Source organism: Roseburia sp. OM02-15 (genome assembly GCF_003481835.1).
Taxonomy (GTDB): Bacteria; Bacillota; Clostridia; order Lachnospirales; family Lachnospiraceae; genus Eubacterium_I; species Eubacterium_I ramulus_A.
Genome location: NZ_QULX01000009.1, coordinates 83,117 through 104,517, shown reverse-complemented (window position 1 = coordinate 104,517; position 21,401 = coordinate 83,117). Strand labels below are relative to the sequence as shown.

The following is a 21,401-nucleotide window of genomic DNA, read 5'->3' as shown; positions in this document are numbered from 1 at the left end:
AAAGTTGAAAAAGAAAATTTTAAAAGTAGTAAGTGTAGTATTGTTGCTAATTTTTGTGTGTGGATGTGGAAATACGACAAATTCTCAAACAATGACAGCACAAGAGTTTAAAAGAAATATGGAGGATAGAGGGTTAGAGGTAGTAGATCAAACGTCTTCATCGTCAGATTCTACGTATCAGTATATCTATGTTGCATTGGATAAGGAAAAATATTCATTTGAATATTACTTTATGGATAGCCCAGAAGCTTCTGATACGGTTTATCAATATGCTGTTTCAAACATTAATAATATTTATGAGGATGTGGATACAGCGACAATTACAGAAGAAGATAAAAAGAAGTATACGGATTATCAGGTAAGTGCAGAAGATTATTATTGTGAAGTTATAAAGCAGGAGAATACAGTATTGTATGTGACCGCGTACCATGATTATGAATCTGAAGCAAAACAAATTGTGTCTGAATTAGGTTATAAATAAGAAAAATGAAAGAGTATTCGGGAAAAGAACATATTAGCACTATGTTCTTTTCTTGTCCCATTTTATCCTTCGTGTTATGATAATATATAACAAATATAAACAGAAAAACATATGTGGGAAAGGAGATTTTCGGCATGAAGACAATTAATATCTCTGTCGGTATTTCCGATTTTGAAAAAATCCGAAAAAACAAGTATTACTACATGGATAAAAGTGATCTTATTCGAAAAATTGTCGAGCCGACTCCGGCAGAAGTGACACTGATCACTCGCCCGCGGCGTTTTGGAAAAACACTTGGCATGAGTATGTTGTCCAGCTTTTTTGATATTCGCAGAGACAGTGAGGAGCTTTTTTCGAATCTGGATATTATGAATGATTCCGTTTTGTGTCAGCAATGGATGAATCAATGGCCTGTAATTTTCCTTTCCATGAAAGATATTGATGGTTTATCTTATCAAAAAGCATATGAACAGTTTGTGTTACAGATTTCAGAATTATATAAGCGATATACTTATGTATTAGAATGTGAAGCGATTGATCCGGATGACAAAGAAATATTTTCGCTTTTGAAGGCGGGACAGGCGAGTGAGGCACAGATCAGCCGTTCACTCAGCACGTTAATGCGTATGCTTCAGACCTATTATCAGAAGCAGGTCATTTTGTTGTTGGATGAATATGATGTGCCGATTGCAAAAGCAAGTAATCATGGCTATTATGATCAGATGTTGGAACTGATCAAAGTATTTATGAGTACGGCATTAAAAGATAATTCATCTTTGAAATTTGCGGTGATTACCGGATGTCTGAAAATTGCCAAAGAGAGTATTTTTACCGGGACGAACAATATGGTTTCGGATACGATCACGCAGTCTGAATTAAATGAATATTTTGGCTTTACACAGTCTGAAGTAGAACAGTTATTGAAAGATATGGATGCGACAGAATATGCTTCGGAAATGAAATTCTGGTATGACGGATATCATTTTGGCGATTGTGATGTGTATTGTCCGTGGGACGTGATGAATTATTTGCGAGATATTCAGGCGGATTCGGATGCAAAACCGACTGGATATTGGAAAAATACCAGTGATAATGCGATCATTCGTTCCTTTATTGATTTTGCAGGTGGATCAATTACCAGAAAACTGGAAACATTGCTTTCCGGTGGATATATTGTGCAGCAAATCGACGAGAATCTTACGTATGATTATCTGCATTCTTCAGAAGAAAATCTATGGAGCGTTTTATATCTGACAGGGTATTTGACCAGTGTGAAAAAAGTAGATGCACAGGAAATACAGATTCCGGACGAATATACAGCACTGACGATACCAAATAAAGAGATTCAGGAGATTTTTGAGACAACAATTGCAAAATGGTTCGATGAAAGTGCTAAGACATGGAATCGCAAAGCGTTGTTTGAGGCTGTTTGGAATGGTGATTCGGATACGATCACACAGGAAATGAACAAATTATTGCGCAAAACTATCAGCTATCATGATTATCGAGAGGACTTTTATCATGCATTTCTGGCAGGAATTTTTGCCGGAGCTGGATATATGGTGGAGTCAAACCGCGAACATGGCGAAGGTCGTAGTGATGTAGTGGTTTATGATGCGGCGAATGGAAATGTGGCCGTATTTGAGGCGAAGTATTCAAAAAAACTGGAGGCGATGGACGCAGATTGTGTTGTGGCATTATGCCAGATTGACAGCAGAATGTATGCATTAGAATTTGAAGATGAGTACGATCATATTTTCTGTTATGGAATTTCCTTCTTTAAGAAGCGTTGCATTGTGAAGAAAAAATAAGGTGAAGCAATGCATGATATTTACTATACCGGATCAGACCTTGCCAGTTGTAATGGATTGCCGTATAATAAAAAAGGTTGTTGTAACCAGAAAAAGATAAATGAGGTAAAGTTATGGATCGTTATTTAGAAAATATAGAGCATAAAGCGGCAGTTCTGTGTGATGCATTGCCATACATTCGTGATTTTGTTCACAAAGTAATCGTGATAGAATATGACTGTGGCGAATGGCTTTCCGGTGTGGAAGAAAAGAAAATGATCAAGGATATTGTATTACTGAAAAGTATCGGTGTGATTCCAATTGTGGTACATCGTACCCAGATGGGAGTAGACAAATTCCGTGAAAATAAACGTATTGCGAAACTGTTAGAGCTGTACGACACAAAAGCAATCGGTATCTGTGGAGTAGATATTGAGACAATTCAGATGATGATCAAAAATGATTATATTCCGGTTATTGTTCCAAATGATATTGATAATGAGATGGAACATATTGATCCACGGGATACGGCTCTGGAAGTGGCTGTAAAGATGCAGGCAGACAAGCTGATCTATCTTTCCAGATATCCGGGTATTTATACGGATGATACACGTAGCGACGTATATCCGCGCATTACGGTAGATGAGGTAGAAGAATTAAAGAAAACGCGTCATTTTCAACCGGATTTCATGGATTATCTGCAGCATTGTATTGATGCAGTCAATCAGGGAGTAAACCGTGCGCATATTCTGGATGGCAGAATTGAGCATGTGTTGCCAATCGAATTTTTCAGTATTGACGGAGCGGGAACCGTTCTGATCAAAGATGAAAAAACCTTGTATCAACATGAATTGTAAAATTTTGTTTATAGGGTCTGAGTTTATTTTCTCTCAGCGAGCGATTGTTAGCCGCGGAGATATAATAAACTCAGACCCTTTCAATACCCTAAATTTTTTATTACACAAACAAGTATTTCACCAGATAAGACGCCAGCCACGCCATATGCTGTTTCCTGTCGTTTTCAAAATCCAGAAATTTCTTTTCTTCCGGCAGTGAATCTTGCAGATTCTCTGCTCTGGTGGACAGCAGATAGGATTTGATGATCAGCTGATCAATCTGGTGACGCCGCATATCTTCTCCAGGTGTGGTATGAGCATCCACTTCTGTCAGTTTTGTACGGATGCTTTTCAACAGTTCGAACAGATACTGCATCTGCTTTCGGATACGAACCGGGAAAATATATTTATTGGCAAGTAAAGCAATTCCCGCACCTGTAAGAGTATAGACCAGACGCTGCAGCAGGACAATGGGAACACTGCTGTCTATGGACTGAAGTGCCAGTGCCGAGCAGGTGATAAAGGCAACCATCGGACCGTAGCCGTCGGCGGCATAGATCATAAAGTTTGCCACTGTCATGATGACAACTCTGGAACCGAAATCTGGAAACAGTGTGAAAAATACAAAGCACAACACGATTCCTGCCATGGTGCCAAGTACACGCTGCCGAACTCTCTGCACGGTATGTTCCGTAAATGGAATCATCATGAAAAAGACGGAAATTACAAGCCAGTAAATATTATTGCTCTGCCACACGTAGGAAATCACCAGACATGGTGTCAGTATGATCACCTGACGGAGTGCAAAACGAAGCCGCATATTTCGAATATCCGGTTTGCGTACACGAAACGTCAGCTTACGGTAGTCCGCAGTAGGTTCTGTGGTCAGAAACTGAGGATAAAATTTCGCATAAATTTCTTCTGCGCGTGCCAGATTTCCTTCCTGTTCCGGGTGATTGGTCAGATAGTTGATGATCTGAAATACAAGCACAAAGCGGCAGTACCAGTTGATTTTCCCTTTGTGGCGCAGTGCCGCGCGGTTGGAGGAATAAATCTCCATACTACATTTCTGATTAATCTCACAGAGTTTTTTATGAACCGGAAGCAGTTCGTTCACATTTTCTGCAAAAGAGGAAGCGTCGCCGTCCTTGGCGGTAAGGTCTAGCAGCTGTCTGCATACCTCAAAGCCTTCCTGAATCAATCCAATTAAGCGTTTTTGCGTATTTTCCTTGCGGGAAAGAAGCCAGGAAAATAAAAATACAATGGCGAAGCTTGCCAGCAGGGCAAGTAAACGATTTCCAAGTGCTGAAAAGGTATGCACTGGTGCAATCTGGAAAAAGATCAGGGCCATGCCTGCCGGAAAATAATTGTTCGGATTGTATTCGTCGATCAGCAGATAAGCCAGCCAGAACAGTGCCGCCGCATTGATCAGAATGCAGAGCGGAAGGTTGATGACGGCAAGAAAGGAAAATACTGCCATGATCATGTAGACGATAAAGTTCCGGATTAGACATTCGTAATGATTGCACATATTTCGATAGCGCAGGAACGAGAGCGTTGCAAAGGGACCGATCATCGTGTTTTCCATGCCAAAGAAAAAATATGTGATAAAAAATATAATTGTAGCAACAATGGTTGGCGCGATCGCCGAACGCATTAAGTTTTTCTGTTTTTCTGAACGTTTCAAAAAATCACCTCATATCAATTTTAAGAAGAAAAAAACAGTAAGTCAATGGAAATTTTTTGAGAAGTGTGGTAAACTAAAAACCAAATAGGCTCTTGTGGTATGCATATTGGATTTTTGAGGAAGATGGCAGGTAGATCGTGTGAGATATGAAAAACAGAACGCCAAAAAGCTCAATGAACTTCGAAAATTGCAGAAGCAGGCATGACAGGAGATAAATATGGAAAGAAAAGAGGTGCATTTATCATATGAGAATAGGAATGGGTTATGATGTGCATAAGCTGACAGAGGGACGCAAGCTGATCCTTGGTGGGGTGGAGATTCCGCATAGTCTGGGATTGTTAGGTCACTCTGATGCAGATGTATTACTGCATGCGATCATGGATGCATTGCTTGGGGCAGCGGCACTGGGAGATATCGGAAAACATTTTCCGGATACGGACGAGCGGTATCGTGGAATTTCCAGTCTGAAGCTGTTGGAGCATGTGGCAGAATTGCTGGAGGAAGAACACTATATTATAGAAAATATCGATGCGACGGTGATCGCGCAGAAACCGAAGCTGAGACCGTATATTGAGCAGATGGAGCAGAATATTGCAGATACGCTTCACATTTCAAAGAGCCAGGTCAATGTCAAGGCGACCACGGAGGAACATCTGGGCTTTACCGGCAGAGAAGAAGGCATTTCTTCCAATGCGGTGTGTCTGTTGTCTACGATTTATGAAAACAGCGTAGCAGTTGGGGACAGCGCGGCAGGCTGCCCGGGATGCGGAGGATGCCATTGAGTATGCGCTATCTGACACAGGGCGAAAAAGAGAACAGTCGCAGACTTTATGAGTGCTGTTTCCCGGAAGACAGTCAGAAATTTGTGGATTATTATTATCAGGAAAAATGCAGGGATAATGAGATTGCAGTGATCGAAGCGTGTGGAAATATTGTTTCTATGGTACATGCCAATCCATTTACGGTAAGCTGCTGTGGTACACAGGCAGAGGTGCATTATATTGTAGCAGTGGCAACCGATCCTGAATATCGGCGCAGAGGCTATATGCGTCAGCTGATGCAGCAGGTTTTGCGTGATTGCAGGAACAGAGGCGAAGTATTTTCCTTTCTGATGCCGGCAGATCCGGCTTATTATGAACCATTGGGATATCGTTACTGGAACAATCAGTATGTGTGGGAGATTCCGAAAGAGCAGGAATTGCTGCTAAAGGGATTCTGCCAAAATCCAGAATATCAATCTGATGCTGATCCGAAAGCACTGGCACAGATGGCAGACCGAATACTTGCAGATCAGTTTGACCTTTACATTCTGCGGAATGCATCGTATTATGAACGGATAGAGAAAGAACAGGAAAGCGAAGATGGCGGAGTATATGTCTGGTATGATGAGCAAAAAACTCCGGTTGGAAGCGTTTTTTATGCTAAAGAAGACGGATTTGAACTTCGGGAACCGATACTGCCAGATGTGAGAAAACAGCAGATTCCCGATAAAGATAGTTTAGGAAAAGCTGATTTGGATAAAGGTAATTCTGATAAGGACAAACTGTCGGTTGAAGAAAGAAAAGATGACAGTTTTTATGTGACAGAGCGAAAAGAATCTGTGATGATGGGGAGAATTACAGATTTACCGGTATTTGTTCAGATGCTGCGCTCAGAAAAGCCCTATGAAGAAATATTACAGATCAGGGATGACATATTACCGGAAAATAATGGCATTTTTCGGATTTATATAGATAAAACAGGCGGAAGGGCAGAGAGAGCAGAGGCTTGCGAAAATGCCAGAGCCATGGATATAGCAACATTTGGTCAACTGATGTTTGACAGGTTACGAATTTTTGTCAACGAGTTGGTCTGACCATGGAGGTAAGAAAGATGTTAAAGTTTGAAGAGATTATCAGTAAATTTCAGATAGAAGGGGAAATTACCGATGTAAAACCGCTTGGTCATGGAACGGTAAACCATACGTATGAGATCGTTTGCGGTGGAGAGCATTATGTACTTCAGGAAATGAACCATATTGTGTTCAAATATCCGACAGAAGTCATGAACAATCTTTTCTTGGTCACAGAATATCTGAGAGATGCGATTGAGCGGGAAGGTCGTGATCCGGAACTGGAAGCACTGACGTTTATCCGCACCAAAGCAGGAAATCAGTTATTACAGACTGAGGAAGGCAGTTATTTCCGTCTGTATCGTATGATCTGCTGTGGTGAGGAGATGCAGAAACCGACGACACCGGAGGAAGCTTATGAGGCAGCAAAGGCAGTCGGTGAGTTTCATCGCCGTCTGCGTGATTTTGACAGCAGCCAGCTTGGTGCTACTGTGCCAAAACTGCACGATATGCGAAATGCCATGAGACAGCTTCTGGATGCGGTTCGTGCGGATATCTGTTTCCGTACTTCAGACTGTCAGGAGCAGATTCAGTTCGTACTGGATCGTTCCAAACAGCTTAACCAGATTCAGGATGCGATGGAGTCCAAACAGATTCCGCGCCGTGTGACACATAATGATACCCGTTACAGTAATGTGCTGATCGACAGTGACAGCAAAAAGTCCATCTGTCTGATTGATCTGGATACCGTGATGTCCGGTGCATCGATCCTTGATTTCGGCGATGCAGTGCGTGCAGGAGCGGCTACATTTACAGAAGATGAAAAATTTGGCAATATTGAGCTGGATCTTGATCTGTACCGCGGTTATGTACAGGGTTACTGCCATGAGATGGGAAGAATCCTGACCGCAAAGGAAAAAGAACTGATGGTATACGCCGTATGGCTGATGACGATGGAAAGCGGAATCCGTTTTCTGACGGATTATCTGAGCGGTGATCGGAATATCACGAATTTTTCCGATGAGCGTCAGAATCTGTATCGCGCGGTCAACCAGTTTTTCTTAGTGCTTGATATTGAAGAAAAGAAAGAACAGATGCAAGAGATCACAGCAGCCGTTCTGATGAAAAAATAAGGAAATATATATGAGAAAGGAGAGCGGGGCAACCTGCTTACATGGAATGAAACTTTATAATACACTGACAAAACAGAAAGAAGAATTTGTACCTTTACACGAAGGAAAGGTAAGCATGTATGTGTGCGGACCGACCGTATATAACTTTATCCATATCGGAAATGCACGTCCGATGATCGTATTTGACACCGTGCGCAGATATATGGAATACAAAGGTTACGAAGTAAATTATGTATCCAACTTCACTGATGTAGATGACAAGATCATCAAAAAAGCCATCGAGGAAGGACGTACTGCAGAGGAAGTTTCTCAGCAGTACATTGAAGAGTGCAAAAAAGATATGCACGACATGAACGTAAAACCGGCAACTACCCATCCGCTGGCAACACAGGAAATTCAGGGCATGCTGGATATGATCAGCACTCTGATCGAAAAAGGATATGCTTATGCGGCAGCTGACGGAACGGTTTACTACCGCACCAGAAAATTCAAAGATTACGGAAAACTTTCCCATAAAAATATCGATGATCTGGAAGCAGGACACAGAAATATCCAGGTAACCGGTGATCTGAAGGAAGATCCGTTGGATTTCGTACTCTGGAAACCGAAAAAAGACGGTGAGCCGTACTGGGAGTCTCCGTGGTGTCAGGGACGTCCGGGCTGGCATATTGAGTGCTCTGTGATGTCCAAAAAATATCTGGGTGATGAGATTGACATTCATGCCGGTGGCGAGGATCTGATCTTTCCGCATCATGAGAATGAGATCGCACAGAGTGAAGCTGCCAACGGCGTACCATTTGCAAAATACTGGCTGCACAACGCATTTTTAAATATTGATAACAAAAAAATGTCCAAATCTCTTGGAAACTTCTTTACCGTAAGAGAGATTGGTGAAAAATATGACCTTCAGGTTCTGCGTTTCTTCATGCTTTCTGCACATTACAGAAGCCCGTTGAACTTCAGCGCTGATCTGATGGAAGCTGCAAAGAACGGTCTGGAGCGTATTGTGACAGCAGCAGAAAACCTGCAGAGATTATCCGGCAGCACAACCGGTGAGCTGACAGAGGCAGAAAAAGAGCTTCTGGCACAGTCTCATGTATATCAGGAAAAATTTGAGGCTGCAATGGATGATGATTTCAATACTGCTGATGCGGTATCCGCAATTTTTGAGTATGTAAAATTCTGCAACACCAATGCATCCGGTGAGAGCAGCAAAGTGTACATTGATGCATTATATGCAAAATTAAAAGAGCTGTGCGATGTTCTTGGAATCATTGTAGAAAAAGAGGCAGAGATTCTGGATGAGGATATCGAGAAACTGATCGAAGAGCGTCAGGCAGCAAGAAAAGAGAAAAACTTTGCCCGTGCTGATGAGATCCGTGATGAACTTGCAGCAATGGGAATTATTCTGAAAGATACAAGAGAAGGAGTTACATGGAAAAGAGCGTAGATACAGCAGCACTGCCGATTTTCAGTGCAATCCGTGAAACATTTGACATTCGAAAAGGAGATATCCGCACCTATTCGCCGCTGACTCTGGCATACATCGGGGATGGCATTTATGACCTTGTGATTCGTTCTATGATCGTGGCGCAGGGAAACACGAAAGCAAGCCAGCTTCATCAGCATACGAGTCATCTGGTAAAGGCACACTCCCAGTCAGCGATGATGGAGTACCTGCTTCCGGTACTTTCTGAGGAGGAAGAAGCCGTATACAAGCGGGGACGGAATGCAAAATCTCCGACTATGGCAAAAAATGCCAGTATGAGTGATTACCGCCGGGCGACGGGGTTTGAGGCTTTGATGGGATATCTGTATCTGGCAGACCGGTTTGACCGGATTCTGGAACTTACGGTTCTGGGACTGGACGGTCTGGAGAAAGAAGAAAAGTTATATCAGCATCATTAGAAAAATGACAGGAATGGAACGAAATCAGGAGAAGTTCCCTACTTTATTAGAAAAATGAGTAAATGGGGATGGCGATCTGTTTGACAAAGTTCCTGTAAAAATAGTGAATGAACAGGAGATTATAAATCTATATGAGATACGAAGAATTAACCATCGAGGGCAGAAATGCGGTTCTGGAAGCATTTCGTTCCGGCAAGACCATTGATAAGGTATTTGTGCTGGAAGGCTGTCAGGATGGTCCGATCAAGACAATTTTAAGAGAAGCAAAAAAACATGGCACCATGGTAAAATTTGTTTCCAAAGACCGTCTGGACAATATGTCTGAGACAAAGAAACATCAGGGCGTGATTGCCTATGCAGCGGCATACAATTATGCGACGGTAGAAGATATTCTGGCGAAAGCGGAAGAAGCCGGAGAACCGCCATTTATCTTTCTGTTAGATGGCATCGAAGATCCGCACAATCTTGGCGCGATCATCCGTACCGCAAACCTTGCGGGAGCACATGGTGTCATTATTCCGAAAAACCGCGCGGTTGGTTTAACTGCAACGGTAGCAAAAACTTCTGCCGGAGCGTTGAATTACACACCGGTAGCAAAAGTAACAAACTTAAGCGCAACCATGAAAGAACTGAAAAAACAGGGACTCTGGTTTGTTTGTGCCGATATGGATGGTGAAGTAATGTACCGTCAGAATCTGACCGGACCAATCGGACTGGTGATCGGAAATGAGGGTGACGGTGTCAGCAAACTGGTGCGCGAGAACTGTGATTTTACCGCATCCATTCCGATGAAAGGGGATATCGATTCCCTGAATGCATCGGTGGCAGCAGGTGTTCTGGCTTATGAGATCGTGCGCCAGCGGTTACAGAGAAAATAGAAACGGAATAAGAATATATGGAAAAACAGTATGAAGCCTTGACGGACGAAGAACTGATAGAAAAATTACGCGCCGGGGAATCCGGTGTCATGGATTTTCTGCTGGAAAAATATAAATATCTCGTTCGTAAAAAGGCAAATGCTGTTTTTTTATTGGGCGGAGATACGGATGATCTAGTGCAGGAGGGGATGATCGGGCTGTTTAAGGCAGTCCGTGATTTTGACCGCAGTCAGGGAAGTTTTTATTATTTTGCGGATCTGTGTATTGGCAGACAGATTTATCATGCGATTGAGGCTGCCAGTCGAAAGAAACATGGACCGCTAAATTCGTACATTTCTCTCTCAGAAGATGCATCGGATACGTCAGGTGTTCCTCTGGCGGAAAGTATTTCCTGGCGGGAAGATAATCCGGAACAGATTTTGATCGAACGGGAGAATGTGGAACAGTTTCTGGAGGAAATCCGCTCCAACTTAAGTCCGTTGGAGCAGAAAGTATTAACGGATTATCTGGATGGTATGAATTACCGCCAGATTGCGGAAAAATGGAACAAACCAGAGAAATCCATTGACAATGCATTGCAGAGGATCAAGTCCAAGGTACAAAAGCTCCGATCCTGTAAGTAAAAAATTGGATTTAAAAACAGCTGAATGTGCAACGGATCAAGCTCAAAGTCCAGAAACTCCGATCTCGTAAGTAAAATTAACTGGATTAAAAAATAGCGGAATATACAGCAAATCGAATCCAGAGTATAAAAACTCAGATGCCATAAGTAAAATCAACTGGATCCAAAAATAATTGAATATGTGGCGGAAAAAAGGTAAATGTCAGGAATGCTGCCAGTAACGCGAAGAGGAGCAGAAAAGCTGTAAAGGTTGTCAACTTCAGTGGATGCGCCAGAAAACGGGTGCTGGCATAAAAGGTCAGAAATACACTGACGGCAAAGATGGCAATGTCAACCGGGAAAAATCCCTTGCCAATCACACCGGTATAGGTGTAGAAACTGACCGGAATAAAGGCAAGTCCACAAAAAAGTCCCAGTGTCCGGGCTGTGAGCAGATCCTTAGAGGAAGAACCGTATTTTTTGTATTCCCAGAGAAAATACAGAAAAGAAGGGAAAAAGAGGAGCTTCATATGTTCCCAGGTGGATTCGTTGACGGCACTGAACAATCCTGCCACGGGTGCTTCCCGAAGCCATGCAAAACTGAAATGCAGCAGGGTGCCAAGGATCAGAACAAAGAAAAAACCGATTTTGTTTGACTTTTTTAGAAAATTGTTTACAAACTGAATCATAACAATGCCTCCATATACGATAAATGACGTATTTTAAAAAGTGTATTTTTTCATACATTTCCTGTATCAGTATATGCAGGCATTGTTTGTATCAGAACCTATAAATTAGGATTTCCAGATTTTTTTCTGAAAAAAGAAGTTTGGTAGTTGTTATTTTATTCACATAAAGAAATCATTCGTGAGGGAAAGTCGCTTGGTTTACAGCAGCTCCCGATAAATACGTAAGGTATTCTGGTAACAGATTTTTTCAATTTGAGTCGGTGTTAAGCCGGCCGTTTTCATTGTCTGAACCAGTTTTGGAAGAACGCTGCAATCTGGAATGTCATCGTAGCGGTCGATTCCGTCGAAATCTGAACCAAGGGCAACGAAATCTTCTCCGCCAAGATTTATCATGTATTTCATGTGCTGCACGGCCAGATCCAGATAAGACTCATCCGCGTTTTGTTCACCAAGAAAATGCTGGTAAAAGTTAATACCGGCGATGCCGCCACGTTCTGCCAGTTTGCGGATCATATCATCTGTGAGGTTTCGTGGGGAAGCGCACAGGCTGCGGGCATTGGAATGGCTTGCGACAAACGGTTTTTTTGTATGAGCAAGGACATCATAAAATCCGGTATCAGACAGATGGGAGACATCAATGATCATTCCGAGATGTTCCATTTCCTGCAGAAAACAGATGCCCTGTTCTTTTAAGCCTTTTTCCTGTTTATTTGGATAACCAAGGGAATTTTCATGATTCCAGGTAAGTGTCATCATGCGCATGCCAAGACGATACAGAATGTGCAAAAATTCTGGTTTTCCAAGGGTGATTTCGCCTTCTTCACCGGTTAACAGGGCAGACATGACACCATCGGACTGATTTTTCTCAATATCAGCAAAACAGCGGACTGGACGAATAAGATCGCGATGAGCCTCCAGTTCCGAGTAAAACAGATCAATCATTTCCAGTGCATCCTGCAGAGGTGTTTGGGTTTCTTCCAGATTGACAAATACGGCAAAGTTTTGAAGCAGATAGCCGCTTTGCTGCATCCAATCCAGTGAGATCTGTGTATGGTGCTGATCCAGACCGTAGGTCTGCCCCTGACGTTTGCGATTCAGCATGGCAGAGAGAGTATCACAGTGCATATCAATAATTTTCATGGTAAAAAGCCTCCGTTATATTGAATTTGTTTTCATTCCTGTTTATAAATAATTATAGTGATATTCTTAAAAAATTCACATATAGCTATTATACTAAAAGTAATGTAAAATAGACAGAAGAAATATGACACAGGCTATATTGAAAAATAAGCAGATAAATATGGCGTTAGATGTAGTGTGAAATAAGAAGTATAATGCTAGAAGTAATGTGAAAAAGCAGAAGAAATATGATGCCAGAAATAATGTGAAAAGGTAGAAAAAATATGATACCAGATGTAATATAGAAGAAATGTGATAATAAAAGTAGTGTAGAATAAACAGAAGAAATGGAGAAGATACACTTATGGATGACAGAAGATTTTTTTCAAAAATAGGAATGAGTTACTTTGTGATGGCACTGTTGACGACGGGGATACAGATCGTTGTATCATTGATCCTGGCTGTGGCAGCACCGGAGTGGACCGATCTGGCAATTGTAAACTGGCTGGTATCACTGATACCGCTTTATCTGATCGCGATTCCGGTTTGCTTTAAGATGTTACGTTCGTTACCGGCGATGCAGTTGTATCAGAGTAAATTGAAACCGGGTCGGTGGTTTCGGATTCTTTGCATCAGCATTTTTATCATGTATGTAGGAAATATTATTGGAAATATCGTATGTGCGCTGATCACGCGGGCAACCGGACTGGATCTGACACTGGGATTGGATAGTCTGATGACAGGCGGAAGTGTGTGGTACAACCTGTTGTTTACCGTGATCCTTGCACCAATCATGGAAGAATTGATTTTTCGTAAAGCGTTGGTAGATCGGGCAATTGTGTATGGGGATAAAGCGACAGTATTGTTATCTGGATTAATGTTTGGTTTGTTTCACGGTAATTTTCATCAGTTTTTCTATGCGTTTGGATTGGGCTGCGTGCTGGCATATGTATACATTCGTACCGGAAAACTCAGATATAGCATCGCATTGCACATGTCCGTGAATTTCTTGGGAGGATTTTTATCTTCCTGGCTTTTGCAGAAAATAGATTATGCTTCCTGGCTTTCACAGAATCCGTATGATTCCATTGACTTGGTCTTTAATCATATGGGACCACTTCTGGCGTTAATTCTGTTAGAAATTGGTATGATCGGACTTGCCATTGCTGGACTTGTATTTTTTATTATGTCAGTGAAAAAGCTGGAGTGGCGTAGTGGAGAATACGAAAAACCGACAGGAAAAATGGCATCGGTGATGTTTGGAAATCCGGGTATGCTGTTGTTTTTCGCTATCTGCGTGGGATTATTTATCATGTCGATGCTGTAATGAAAGTAAGAAAAGTCCGGCAGATGGATTAGAGCTCCATCATGCCGGACATAATGCATCCGCCTGCGGCACCGGCGGATTCTAATTCCTGCCATTGGGCAGGATCAAATTTAATACCGCCGATGCCATAGACCGACAGCGATACGGACTTGCACACAGTCTGAAGGAACTTCAGACCGCGGGGTGCAAGTCCTTTTTTGCAATCGGTCACATAAATGTGCCCGGCGGCAACGTACGTTGCGCCGAGCCTTTCGGCTTCCAGCGCTTCGTCCACGGAGTGGACGGAGGTGCCGATGACGGAAAAACCTGCCAGTTTTTCCAAGGCGGTTCCATCGGCACCTGCAAGGCTGCGAAGCAGCGGCAGCGGCAGGTGGATGCAGGTACATCCAAGGGCAAGCGCATCCTGCCAGAATGTATGCAGGATGCAGGAAACATTGTATTGTTGGCAGATGGGCAAAACCCTTATGGCAAGGGTTTTGTAATCCTCTGCCGGCAGATCTTTTTCCCGCAGGATCAGAGCCGCGGGGTGTGCCTGGCACACCCGCTCAATCTGATCCAGAAATGGATGCGCTGCCAGATGCCGGTTGCTGACCGCGAGAATTGGAAAATTTGAATTCTGTGTTGCCATATTTTTGGAAATATCTATTTTGGTGTTCATAATAAATGTATCTCCCTTAATATTCAAGAATGCTCCGGCATTCTTGTTGCGAGGTGCGCGTCATGCAATTGCATGACATACTTCAACTGCGCACCTCTGTAATCCTGCCGGAGGCTATATCAGATGGGGGATTGGCTCCCACCACTGATACTAGCTTGTTTCTCACCACCTATAGGACGCTACTGAAAAACTGTTTTTACATACAATATACAGTAGCGTAAAACACATAAGTATACTTTATCTTGTACCATTTTGTGTAAAATAAGGACTTTTTCAGCGGCGTACCTATAGAGGTGGGAGTCATCTTCCATCTGATATATAAATATCCTAGGATATGAGAACTATAACTCATATATGGAAATATTATATACATTTGAGAACTATAGCATATCTACAGCATAAATATTGGGTATTATAGTACTTATACATAAATATAATCACTCATAACCGGCTGCAATTTATGCTGCAACAGCGCATGATAAATCTCATCCACCGAACGGCCATCTGCAATCTCAAACTGATCATCGCCCTTGTCCTCAATATCTTCCACATGGCTTCCGATACCGGTGCTGACACCGGCAGAAATTTTCGTGGCAGCAATATCCACCAGATGATCCCGGACACGTTCGCATTCCCTGGTAGAAACCGTAATGCTTGCAAATGGCATAAACAGGCGGTAAGCACAGACTACCTGAAGCAGCTGACGTTCGTGCACATCCATTGGATTAATGCGGTCATTGTTGATGATCGGACGAAGCCGCGGGCAGGAAAAGGCAATCTCTGCATGCGGATATTTGCGCTGTAGCAGATAAGCGTGATAGCCGGTGGCAAAGGCATCTTTGCGGAAATCATCAAGACCGAGCAGAGCGGCGAAGCCGACTCCACGCATACCGCCCATTAAGGCACGTTCCTGTGCATTGACGCGGTATGGAAAAATACGCTTGTGCCCTGCCAGATGCAGCGTTTCGTATTTATCCGAATTATAGGTCTCCTGAAAGACGGTGACGTAATCAGCACCGCAGGCATGCAGATAAGCATACTGATCGGAATTCACCGGATAAATTTCCAGACCGATGACTTTAAAATATTTTTGAGCGATCTTGCATGCTTCTCCGATATATTCCACTGTTGACATTGTCGGGCTTTCTCCGGTCAGGATCAGAATCTCCTGCAGACCGGTAGCAGCGATAGCAGCCATCTCTTTTTCAATTTCCTCCGGTGTCAGACGGGCACGGTGGATTTTGTTGTGACAGTTGAAACCGCAGTAAATGCAGTAATTTTCACAATAATTGGCAATGTAGATCGGTGTGAACATGTAGACGCTGTTGCCAAAATGCTTTTTTGTCTCAATTTGAGCTGCCTGTGCAATTTCTTCCAGAAACGGAAGTGCGGCAGGAGAGAGCAGCGCCTGAAAATCTTCTGGGGTACGTTCCGAATGTGCCAGTGCACGTTTTACATCTTCTGCGGTATATTTGGCATAGTCATAGTGTTTCATGGCATCAATGACCTGATCCATGATATCGGAGCCGATATTTTGCATATCCGGCAGATAGGTCATGTGGTCAATACGGTTTTTCTTCTGATCTTCCAGAATTTCTTCACTTAAAATACTTTCGTTGATATGTTTGTTTTCCATGTCTGCATGCCTCCTAATCCTGTAAAAATCCAGTTAATGGGGAGGATGCGCTTGCGCCCCGTTCGATGGTGCGTCCAAGACCGGACAGATAAGCACTTCTTCCGGCTTCTATGGCTTTTTTGAAAGCTTCTGCCATCAGCGGCACATTTCCGGCAGTGGCAACGGCAGTGTTTGCCATGACAGCGGCAGCACCCATTTCCATGGCGTCACATGCCTGAGACGGACGGCCGATACCGGCATCTACAATGATCGGAAGATCAATCTCATCGATCAGGATCTGGATAAAATCTCTGGTGGAAAGACCTTTGTTGGAACCAATCGGAGAGCCAAGCGGCATGATGCATGCGGCACCTGCATCCACAAGGGCTCTGGCAGCGTTCAGATCCGGATACATGTAAGGCATCACGACAAATCCTTCTTTTGCAAGGATTTCCGTTGCTTTGATGGTCTCATAGTTATCCGGAAGCAGATATTTGGAATCGTGAACAACTTCGATTTTGACAAAGTCACCACAGCCTAAAGCTCTGGAGAGACGGGCAATGCGGACCGCTTCCTCTGCGTTTCTGGCGCCGGAAGTATTTGGCAACAGCGTGATATTTTCCGGAATATAGTCCAGAATGTTTGCCAGACCGCCTTCGTTGGCACGGCGCAGCGCCAGTGTAATGATCTGAGCACCTGCTTTTTCGATACAGGCTTGTACCAGCTCCAGTGAGAATTTTCCGGATCCCAGAATAAAGCGGGATGTGAATTCATGTCCTCCAAGTACGAATTTATCTTCGGTTGTGTTCATAGTAAATTACCTTCCTTTTCTTAAAAATTTTAACCGAATCAAGTAAGTCCCCTGCTTCAATTGCGAAAAGCAATAAGCAGTGGGTGGGGACTTGCTTGTATCAGGAGGAGTGCAAGCTCCTTCTGATAAACTGCGGAGCAGTTATTCGGTTATGAGCAAGTAGCGAAGCGGATTGCGAATATCCGCTTGACTGTTTGCATGATGTTTGGCTTATGGTTTTAAAATCCGCCTCCACCCATAAACATAACAATCTCCATGCAGTCGCCTTCTTTCAGATATGTGGTGGCATACTGCTCCTTTGGCAGAATTTCTTCGTTTAGTTCCACCACAATGCGGTTTTCACGGTACTGGTTGGCTTCCAGATAAGCGGTGATTGTTGTTTCTGTGGTCAGAACGACTTCTTTTCCGTTTACAGTGAGTGTCATAGGTTCTCCTTTCTAAGTTCGTGTGATCGCACACATTTTACGAATCGGCAGAAAATATAATGTAATCCCTTGATTTCTGTCAAAAAAAGAGTTCATGAAAGAAATACACCCGTGGTGGTGCACCCCTTCATGAACTCTTGTGTGTTCACTCTCAACTTTACTTTATTAATTTAGTTTTGTTCCTGATTCATTTGGGTCATAAAAAAGAGAGATACGCGGTCATGTATCTCTCAAATCTTTCATTCCTTATACATTCCTACGTTGGCATTATCCAAATCAGGTTCATGGGTCGAAGTTCCAAACTTCCTCTCAGCCTAGCATATAAGCTCCCCGTATGTGATTACAGATCTGAGTATAAAAATAAACGTCGAAAATGTCAATAGATTTTTGAAAAGAAGATAGAAAAATATGAGTTGTGTCAAAATTCTGACAAAAGCATTTTTTTGAGGAAAAAGACAAATGGGAAAAGTGTTGACAGTGTGGGGAAAATATTGTATATTAAACAAGTCAGTGATTACTGAACAGGCTGCCGTGGCACAGTAGGTAGCGCACCTCATTGGTAGTGAGGAGGTCACGGGTTCGATTCCCGTCGGTAGCTTAAAGCCGGAAACTGGAGTGATATCAGTTTCCGGCATTTTTTTTTGACAGCAAATCGTATGGAAGAAAACAGGGAGAAAAGCTATGGCAGTAAAAATTGATGGAATGACAAATGTACTGGTAGTGTACAATTCGGAGGATGCAGATGAGATAGATGTTCGTCTGCGCATGGAGAAGATTGCGTGCGTCAGAAAACGGATCGGTGCCGGAAAACACGGCAATTTTCTGATGGCAATGAATAATTTTGGCGAAGAACTGTATGTGCAGCCGGAGGATGAAGCTGCTGCCCGCGAGGTGATCGCAAAGTGGCGTCGGGAGAGACAGGAAGAGCGTGAAAACCAGAAACAAAATCCAGAGACAGAGAGCTCCGAAAAAACAAATAAAATGATTGTTCCGCGGATTCTGGCAGGAATTCTGGTTGTAGTTGTTGTTGCATTATATCTCACGCATATCAGGTAGCATTATGAATGATCTTCAGATTGAATATTTTCTGGCGGCAGCCAGAAATATGAGTTTTTCAAAGGCGGCACAGGAATTATTTGTGTCGCAGCCGGCCATCAGCCGTCAGATCCTGGCACTGGAGCAGGAACTTGGATGCCCGTTATTTGAACGGTTAAACCGCGGGATCGTGCTGACAGCAAACGGCGAAATGTTTTATGATTTTTTTGAGCGGTATCGGACGGAACTGTCAGATCTGAAACTGAGGGCAAAATTGTCTCTGGAAAATAAAAACCGGGTGATTCATCTTGGTGTGCTCAATAACTGGAATATTTCCGGAATTATTTTGCCGGTACTGCGGGAATTTGCCCGGCAGTATCCGGATATCAAGGTGGAAGTAAACAGCTATGAGCCACGGAGCTCCCAGGAAGCACTGCAAAGCGGTAAGGAGGATGTGATCGTCACTATTGAACCGAAGATTTTGAACATTCAGGGCATTATGCATGCAAAGGTGATCGATCTTCCCAGAGTTTTGATCTACAGCACGGCGAATCTGCCGGATACGGGAAAGAAACTGACGCCGTATGATTTCCGCGAGGATGAGTTTTTGACGGTGGCGGGAGAAGATAATGATTTTGTAACAGATCTGATCCGAAGCGTGTGTAAGCCTTACGGTTTTACACCGAAGATTCAACCGGTTCACAGTACGGATGCCATGATCATGGGCGTTCAGTGTGGACTTGGTGTGGCAGTGACGGATGCCTGGAGCCGGGCGCTGGATAATCCGGGATTTGCGTCGCTGGTGCTGGAATCCACTCATCCGCTCAGTGTGGTGTGGAAAAATGAGGAGAAAGATCCGGCAATTGATTGTTTTGTGGAATTGTTAAAGACTTCGATTCAGCAGTATCGTTAATGTTTTCCAAAAGCAATTTTTTAATATTTGGAAAACGTAAATCCATCTGGAAACAGAAATAGGAAAAGGAGATCTGGTATAACAAAATGGTTATAACAGTCTCCTTTTTATTCTATTTGACGTATGAAAGAATGTGTTTTAAAATAGAGTCACTAAGAAAAGAAGGAGGCAGAATTATGGCAGACAAATTTTATGCCAAGGGACCGGGAAACAACGGTTATATCAAAAACCTGGAAGTTCTTGATTTCAACCCTTGGAATGGTAAAAGTGGCGCTTTCCAGATGCAGGTTTACAAAACTGCAGAAGGAAAATACTATCTGTATGGTTCCTGTTTTGGCGGTACACAGAATGGTGTACTGATTGCTGATATTACAGATCCGGAGCATACCAGATTTGTAAAACATCTGCAGTTACTGGATCCGGAAGAGTATCCGACTACCTCTACACCAAAGATTCAGGTAGCAGACGATCTTCTGATCTGTGCAATGACCGCAGGCTCAGGCCCAGGGGCATTAGTAGAGCAGAGCGAACTTATGAACATGAAATGTCAGGCAGGTATCCAGATCTGGAGCCTGAAAGAAGATCCGGAGAACCCGAAATATCTGGGTTACTGGGATTGTGGAGTACCACACTCCATCGGTGTTCATCGTTTTATGTATAACGGAGGTCCTTACGTATATCTTTCCTGCGAATCCGAGCGTTTCGAAGGTATGATCATGCGTATCGTAGATATCTCTGATCCGACAAATCCACATGAGGTTGGTAACTGGTGGGCTCCTCATCAGTTCGTAGACGGATATCCTTGCAGAACGGTTGATCATCATGCAGGACATGTTCCGTCCTTCATGGACAAAGGATGGATGCATGGACCGCCATTCAGACGTGACGACGGAATTATGTTCTGTGGTTACGGCGGAGATGGTCTGTATGTTCTGGATGCAAAAGACGTTACCCGTCCGCATCTGTTAGGACAGCTGAAATTTATGCCGGCATTCTCAAGCCATCTGGCAGGAGCACGTACTCATACAGCATTACCGCTGCCGGGTCGTGATTTCTGTGTTGTTACAAACGAGGGCGAGAGATTCCAGTTCTTCCCGGAAGGATCTATCAAAGAGGCACAGGCTATGAATAACCTTCATATGGTTGATGTCAGTGATCCGACACACCCGACTCTGATCGCAGAGTTCCCGTATCCGGAAGTACCGGAAGACTTCCCATATCCAAACTTCAACGTAATGAACCTTGGATGCCAGGGTCCGTTCGGACCGCACAACCTGCATGAGCCGATGAGCAACAAGCCATGGCTGGAGCAGAGAGGCGACAGAGTATACTGCTGTTACTTTGCAGCAGGTCTGCGTATCTATGATGTATCTGATCCTTACTACATCAAAGAGCTTGCATACTTTATCCCGCCAAACCCGAACAAAAAACCGGAAGATTCCTTCTTCCCTGGATTACCGGGTCCGCGTAACGCAATGACAGAAGATTGCTGCGTAGATGACAGAGGATATATCTATGTAACCTGCTTCGATGATGGTTTCTATGTATTAAAGAGAACCGGAGCAGCTGACAACTAGGAAAATGTGCAGCATTTTGCTGGTGTCAAAAAAGAATAGACGCTGAAAACAGCCCATCGTCGGGAGAAAATCCTGACGAGGGTTGTT

The 21,401-nt window shown here is 43.3% G+C and carries 21 protein-coding genes, 1 tRNA gene and 1 riboswitch; of the genes, 15 read left to right on the top strand and 7 right to left on the bottom strand.

Annotation, left to right across the window (positions count from 1 at the left end):
• The first annotated feature begins 4 nt into the window (after positions 1 to 4).
• From DXB15_RS10360 to DXB15_RS10350, 3 genes are all read left to right on the top strand, one after another.
• Positions 5 to 481 (top strand): hypothetical protein, encoded by a 477-nt coding sequence (locus tag DXB15_RS10360; RefSeq protein WP_147404798.1) that lies wholly within the window; start codon positions 5 to 7, stop codon positions 479 to 481.
• A gap of 134 nt (positions 482 to 615) precedes the next feature.
• Positions 616 to 2,292 (top strand): AAA family ATPase, encoded by a 1,677-nt coding sequence (locus DXB15_RS10355; protein ID WP_118702906.1) that lies wholly within the window; start codon positions 616 to 618, stop codon positions 2,290 to 2,292.
• Between the two features lie 113 nt (positions 2,293 to 2,405).
• A complete protein-coding gene (locus tag DXB15_RS10350; protein ID WP_109216248.1) occupies positions 2,406 to 3,128 on the top strand; it encodes an amino acid kinase family protein in 723 nt (240 codons plus the stop codon).
• A 100-nt stretch (positions 3,129 to 3,228) separates the two neighbouring features.
• On the opposite strand, the gene DXB15_RS10345 is transcribed toward DXB15_RS10350, so the two are convergent.
• A complete protein-coding gene (locus tag DXB15_RS10345) occupies positions 3,229 to 4,794 on the bottom strand; it encodes an FUSC family protein (RefSeq protein ID WP_118702905.1) in 1,566 nt (521 codons plus the stop codon).
• A gap of 245 nt (positions 4,795 to 5,039) precedes the next feature.
• Between DXB15_RS10345 and ispF the strand changes: the two genes are divergently transcribed.
• The 7 genes from ispF to DXB15_RS10310 all read left to right on the top strand — a co-directional run bounded on the left by ispF (position 5,040) and on the right by DXB15_RS10310 (position 11,167).
• Complete coding sequence (ispF, locus tag DXB15_RS10340; protein ID WP_109216246.1) at positions 5,040 to 5,576, top strand: 2-C-methyl-D-erythritol 2,4-cyclodiphosphate synthase; 537 nt, start codon at positions 5,040 to 5,042, stop codon at positions 5,574 to 5,576.
• 2 nt (positions 5,577 to 5,578) lie between these two features.
• Positions 5,579 to 6,649 (top strand): GNAT family N-acetyltransferase, encoded by a 1,071-nt coding sequence (locus DXB15_RS10335; RefSeq protein ID WP_243115635.1) that lies wholly within the window; start codon positions 5,579 to 5,581, stop codon positions 6,647 to 6,649.
• Between the two features lie 17 nt (positions 6,650 to 6,666).
• Positions 6,667 to 7,758, top strand: a complete 1,092-nt coding sequence (locus DXB15_RS10330; protein ID WP_158582247.1) for a phosphotransferase enzyme family protein — start codon at positions 6,667 to 6,669, stop codon at positions 7,756 to 7,758.
• A 46-nt stretch (positions 7,759 to 7,804) separates the two neighbouring features.
• On the top strand, positions 7,805 to 9,208 hold the full coding sequence (gene cysS / locus DXB15_RS10325) for a cysteine--tRNA ligase (protein WP_109216268.1): 1,404 nt from the start codon (positions 7,805 to 7,807) through the stop codon (positions 9,206 to 9,208).
• Positions 9,193 to 9,666, top strand: coding sequence for a Mini-ribonuclease 3 (locus DXB15_RS10320; protein WP_109216243.1), 474 nt, complete (start codon positions 9,193 to 9,195; stop codon positions 9,664 to 9,666). Before cysS ends, DXB15_RS10320 begins: the two co-directional genes overlap by 16 nt.
• A 131-nt stretch (positions 9,667 to 9,797) precedes the next feature.
• The gene (gene rlmB / locus DXB15_RS10315; protein ID WP_109216242.1) at positions 9,798 to 10,544 is read left to right on the top strand and encodes a 23S rRNA (guanosine(2251)-2'-O)-methyltransferase RlmB; all 747 of its coding nucleotides are present in this window, start codon (positions 9,798 to 9,800) and stop codon (positions 10,542 to 10,544) included.
• A gap of 17 nt (positions 10,545 to 10,561) precedes the next feature.
• Entirely contained in the window at positions 10,562 to 11,167 is a 606-nt protein-coding gene (locus tag DXB15_RS10310; RefSeq protein ID WP_109216241.1) for a sigma-70 family RNA polymerase sigma factor, read from the top strand.
• Between the two features lie 133 nt (positions 11,168 to 11,300).
• Here the strand turns inward: DXB15_RS10310 and DXB15_RS10305 are convergent, their stop codons facing one another.
• Together DXB15_RS10305 and DXB15_RS10300 are read right to left on the bottom strand one after the other, a co-directional pair.
• Positions 11,301 to 11,834, bottom strand: coding sequence for a DUF6512 family protein (locus tag DXB15_RS10305; protein ID WP_109216240.1), 534 nt, complete (start codon positions 11,832 to 11,834; stop codon positions 11,301 to 11,303).
• Between the two features lie 198 nt (positions 11,835 to 12,032).
• Positions 12,033 to 12,974: a dipeptidase gene (locus DXB15_RS10300; protein ID WP_109216239.1), complete on the bottom strand. Its 942-nt coding sequence runs from the start codon at positions 12,972 to 12,974 to the stop codon at positions 12,033 to 12,035.
• A 343-nt stretch (positions 12,975 to 13,317) separates the two neighbouring features.
• Between DXB15_RS10300 and DXB15_RS10295 the strand changes: the two genes are divergently transcribed.
• Positions 13,318 to 14,280 (top strand): CPBP family intramembrane glutamic endopeptidase, encoded by a 963-nt coding sequence (locus tag DXB15_RS10295; RefSeq protein WP_109216238.1) that lies wholly within the window; start codon positions 13,318 to 13,320, stop codon positions 14,278 to 14,280.
• A 28-nt stretch (positions 14,281 to 14,308) separates the two neighbouring features.
• Here the strand turns inward: DXB15_RS10295 and DXB15_RS10290 are convergent, their stop codons facing one another.
• From DXB15_RS10290 to thiS, 4 genes are all read right to left on the bottom strand, one after another.
• Entirely contained in the window at positions 14,309 to 14,938 is a 630-nt protein-coding gene (locus DXB15_RS10290) for a thiamine phosphate synthase (RefSeq protein ID WP_242979893.1), read from the bottom strand.
• A 421-nt stretch (positions 14,939 to 15,359) separates the two neighbouring features.
• Positions 15,360 to 16,574 (bottom strand): 2-iminoacetate synthase ThiH, encoded by a 1,215-nt coding sequence (gene thiH, locus DXB15_RS10285; protein ID WP_118702903.1) that lies wholly within the window; start codon positions 16,572 to 16,574, stop codon positions 15,360 to 15,362.
• 13 nt (positions 16,575 to 16,587) lie between these two features.
• Positions 16,588 to 17,364, bottom strand: a complete 777-nt coding sequence (locus DXB15_RS10280; RefSeq protein ID WP_109216236.1) for a thiazole synthase — start codon at positions 17,362 to 17,364, stop codon at positions 16,588 to 16,590.
• 218 nt (positions 17,365 to 17,582) lie between these two features.
• Positions 17,583 to 17,789: a sulfur carrier protein ThiS gene (thiS, locus tag DXB15_RS10275; protein ID WP_118702902.1), complete on the bottom strand. Its 207-nt coding sequence runs from the start codon at positions 17,787 to 17,789 to the stop codon at positions 17,583 to 17,585.
• A gap of 236 nt (positions 17,790 to 18,025) precedes the next feature.
• Positions 18,026 to 18,132: riboswitch (TPP riboswitch) on the bottom strand.
• Between the two features lie 182 nt (positions 18,133 to 18,314).
• Between thiS and DXB15_RS10270 the strand changes: the two genes are divergently transcribed.
• From DXB15_RS10270 to DXB15_RS10255, 4 genes are all read left to right on the top strand, one after another.
• Positions 18,315 to 18,387: transfer RNA gene (locus tag DXB15_RS10270), tRNA-Thr, on the top strand.
• An 83-nt stretch (positions 18,388 to 18,470) separates the two neighbouring features.
• Positions 18,471 to 18,845, top strand: coding sequence for a hypothetical protein (locus DXB15_RS10265; RefSeq protein WP_109216234.1), 375 nt, complete (start codon positions 18,471 to 18,473; stop codon positions 18,843 to 18,845).
• Positions 18,846 to 18,849: 4 nt separating this feature from the next.
• Positions 18,850 to 19,737: a LysR family transcriptional regulator gene (locus tag DXB15_RS10260; protein ID WP_118702901.1), complete on the top strand. Its 888-nt coding sequence runs from the start codon at positions 18,850 to 18,852 to the stop codon at positions 19,735 to 19,737.
• 176 nt (positions 19,738 to 19,913) lie between these two features.
• Entirely contained in the window at positions 19,914 to 21,314 is a 1,401-nt protein-coding gene (locus DXB15_RS10255; protein ID WP_109216232.1) for an LVIVD repeat-containing protein, read from the top strand.
• The last annotated feature ends 87 nt before the right edge of the window (positions 21,315 to 21,401 follow it).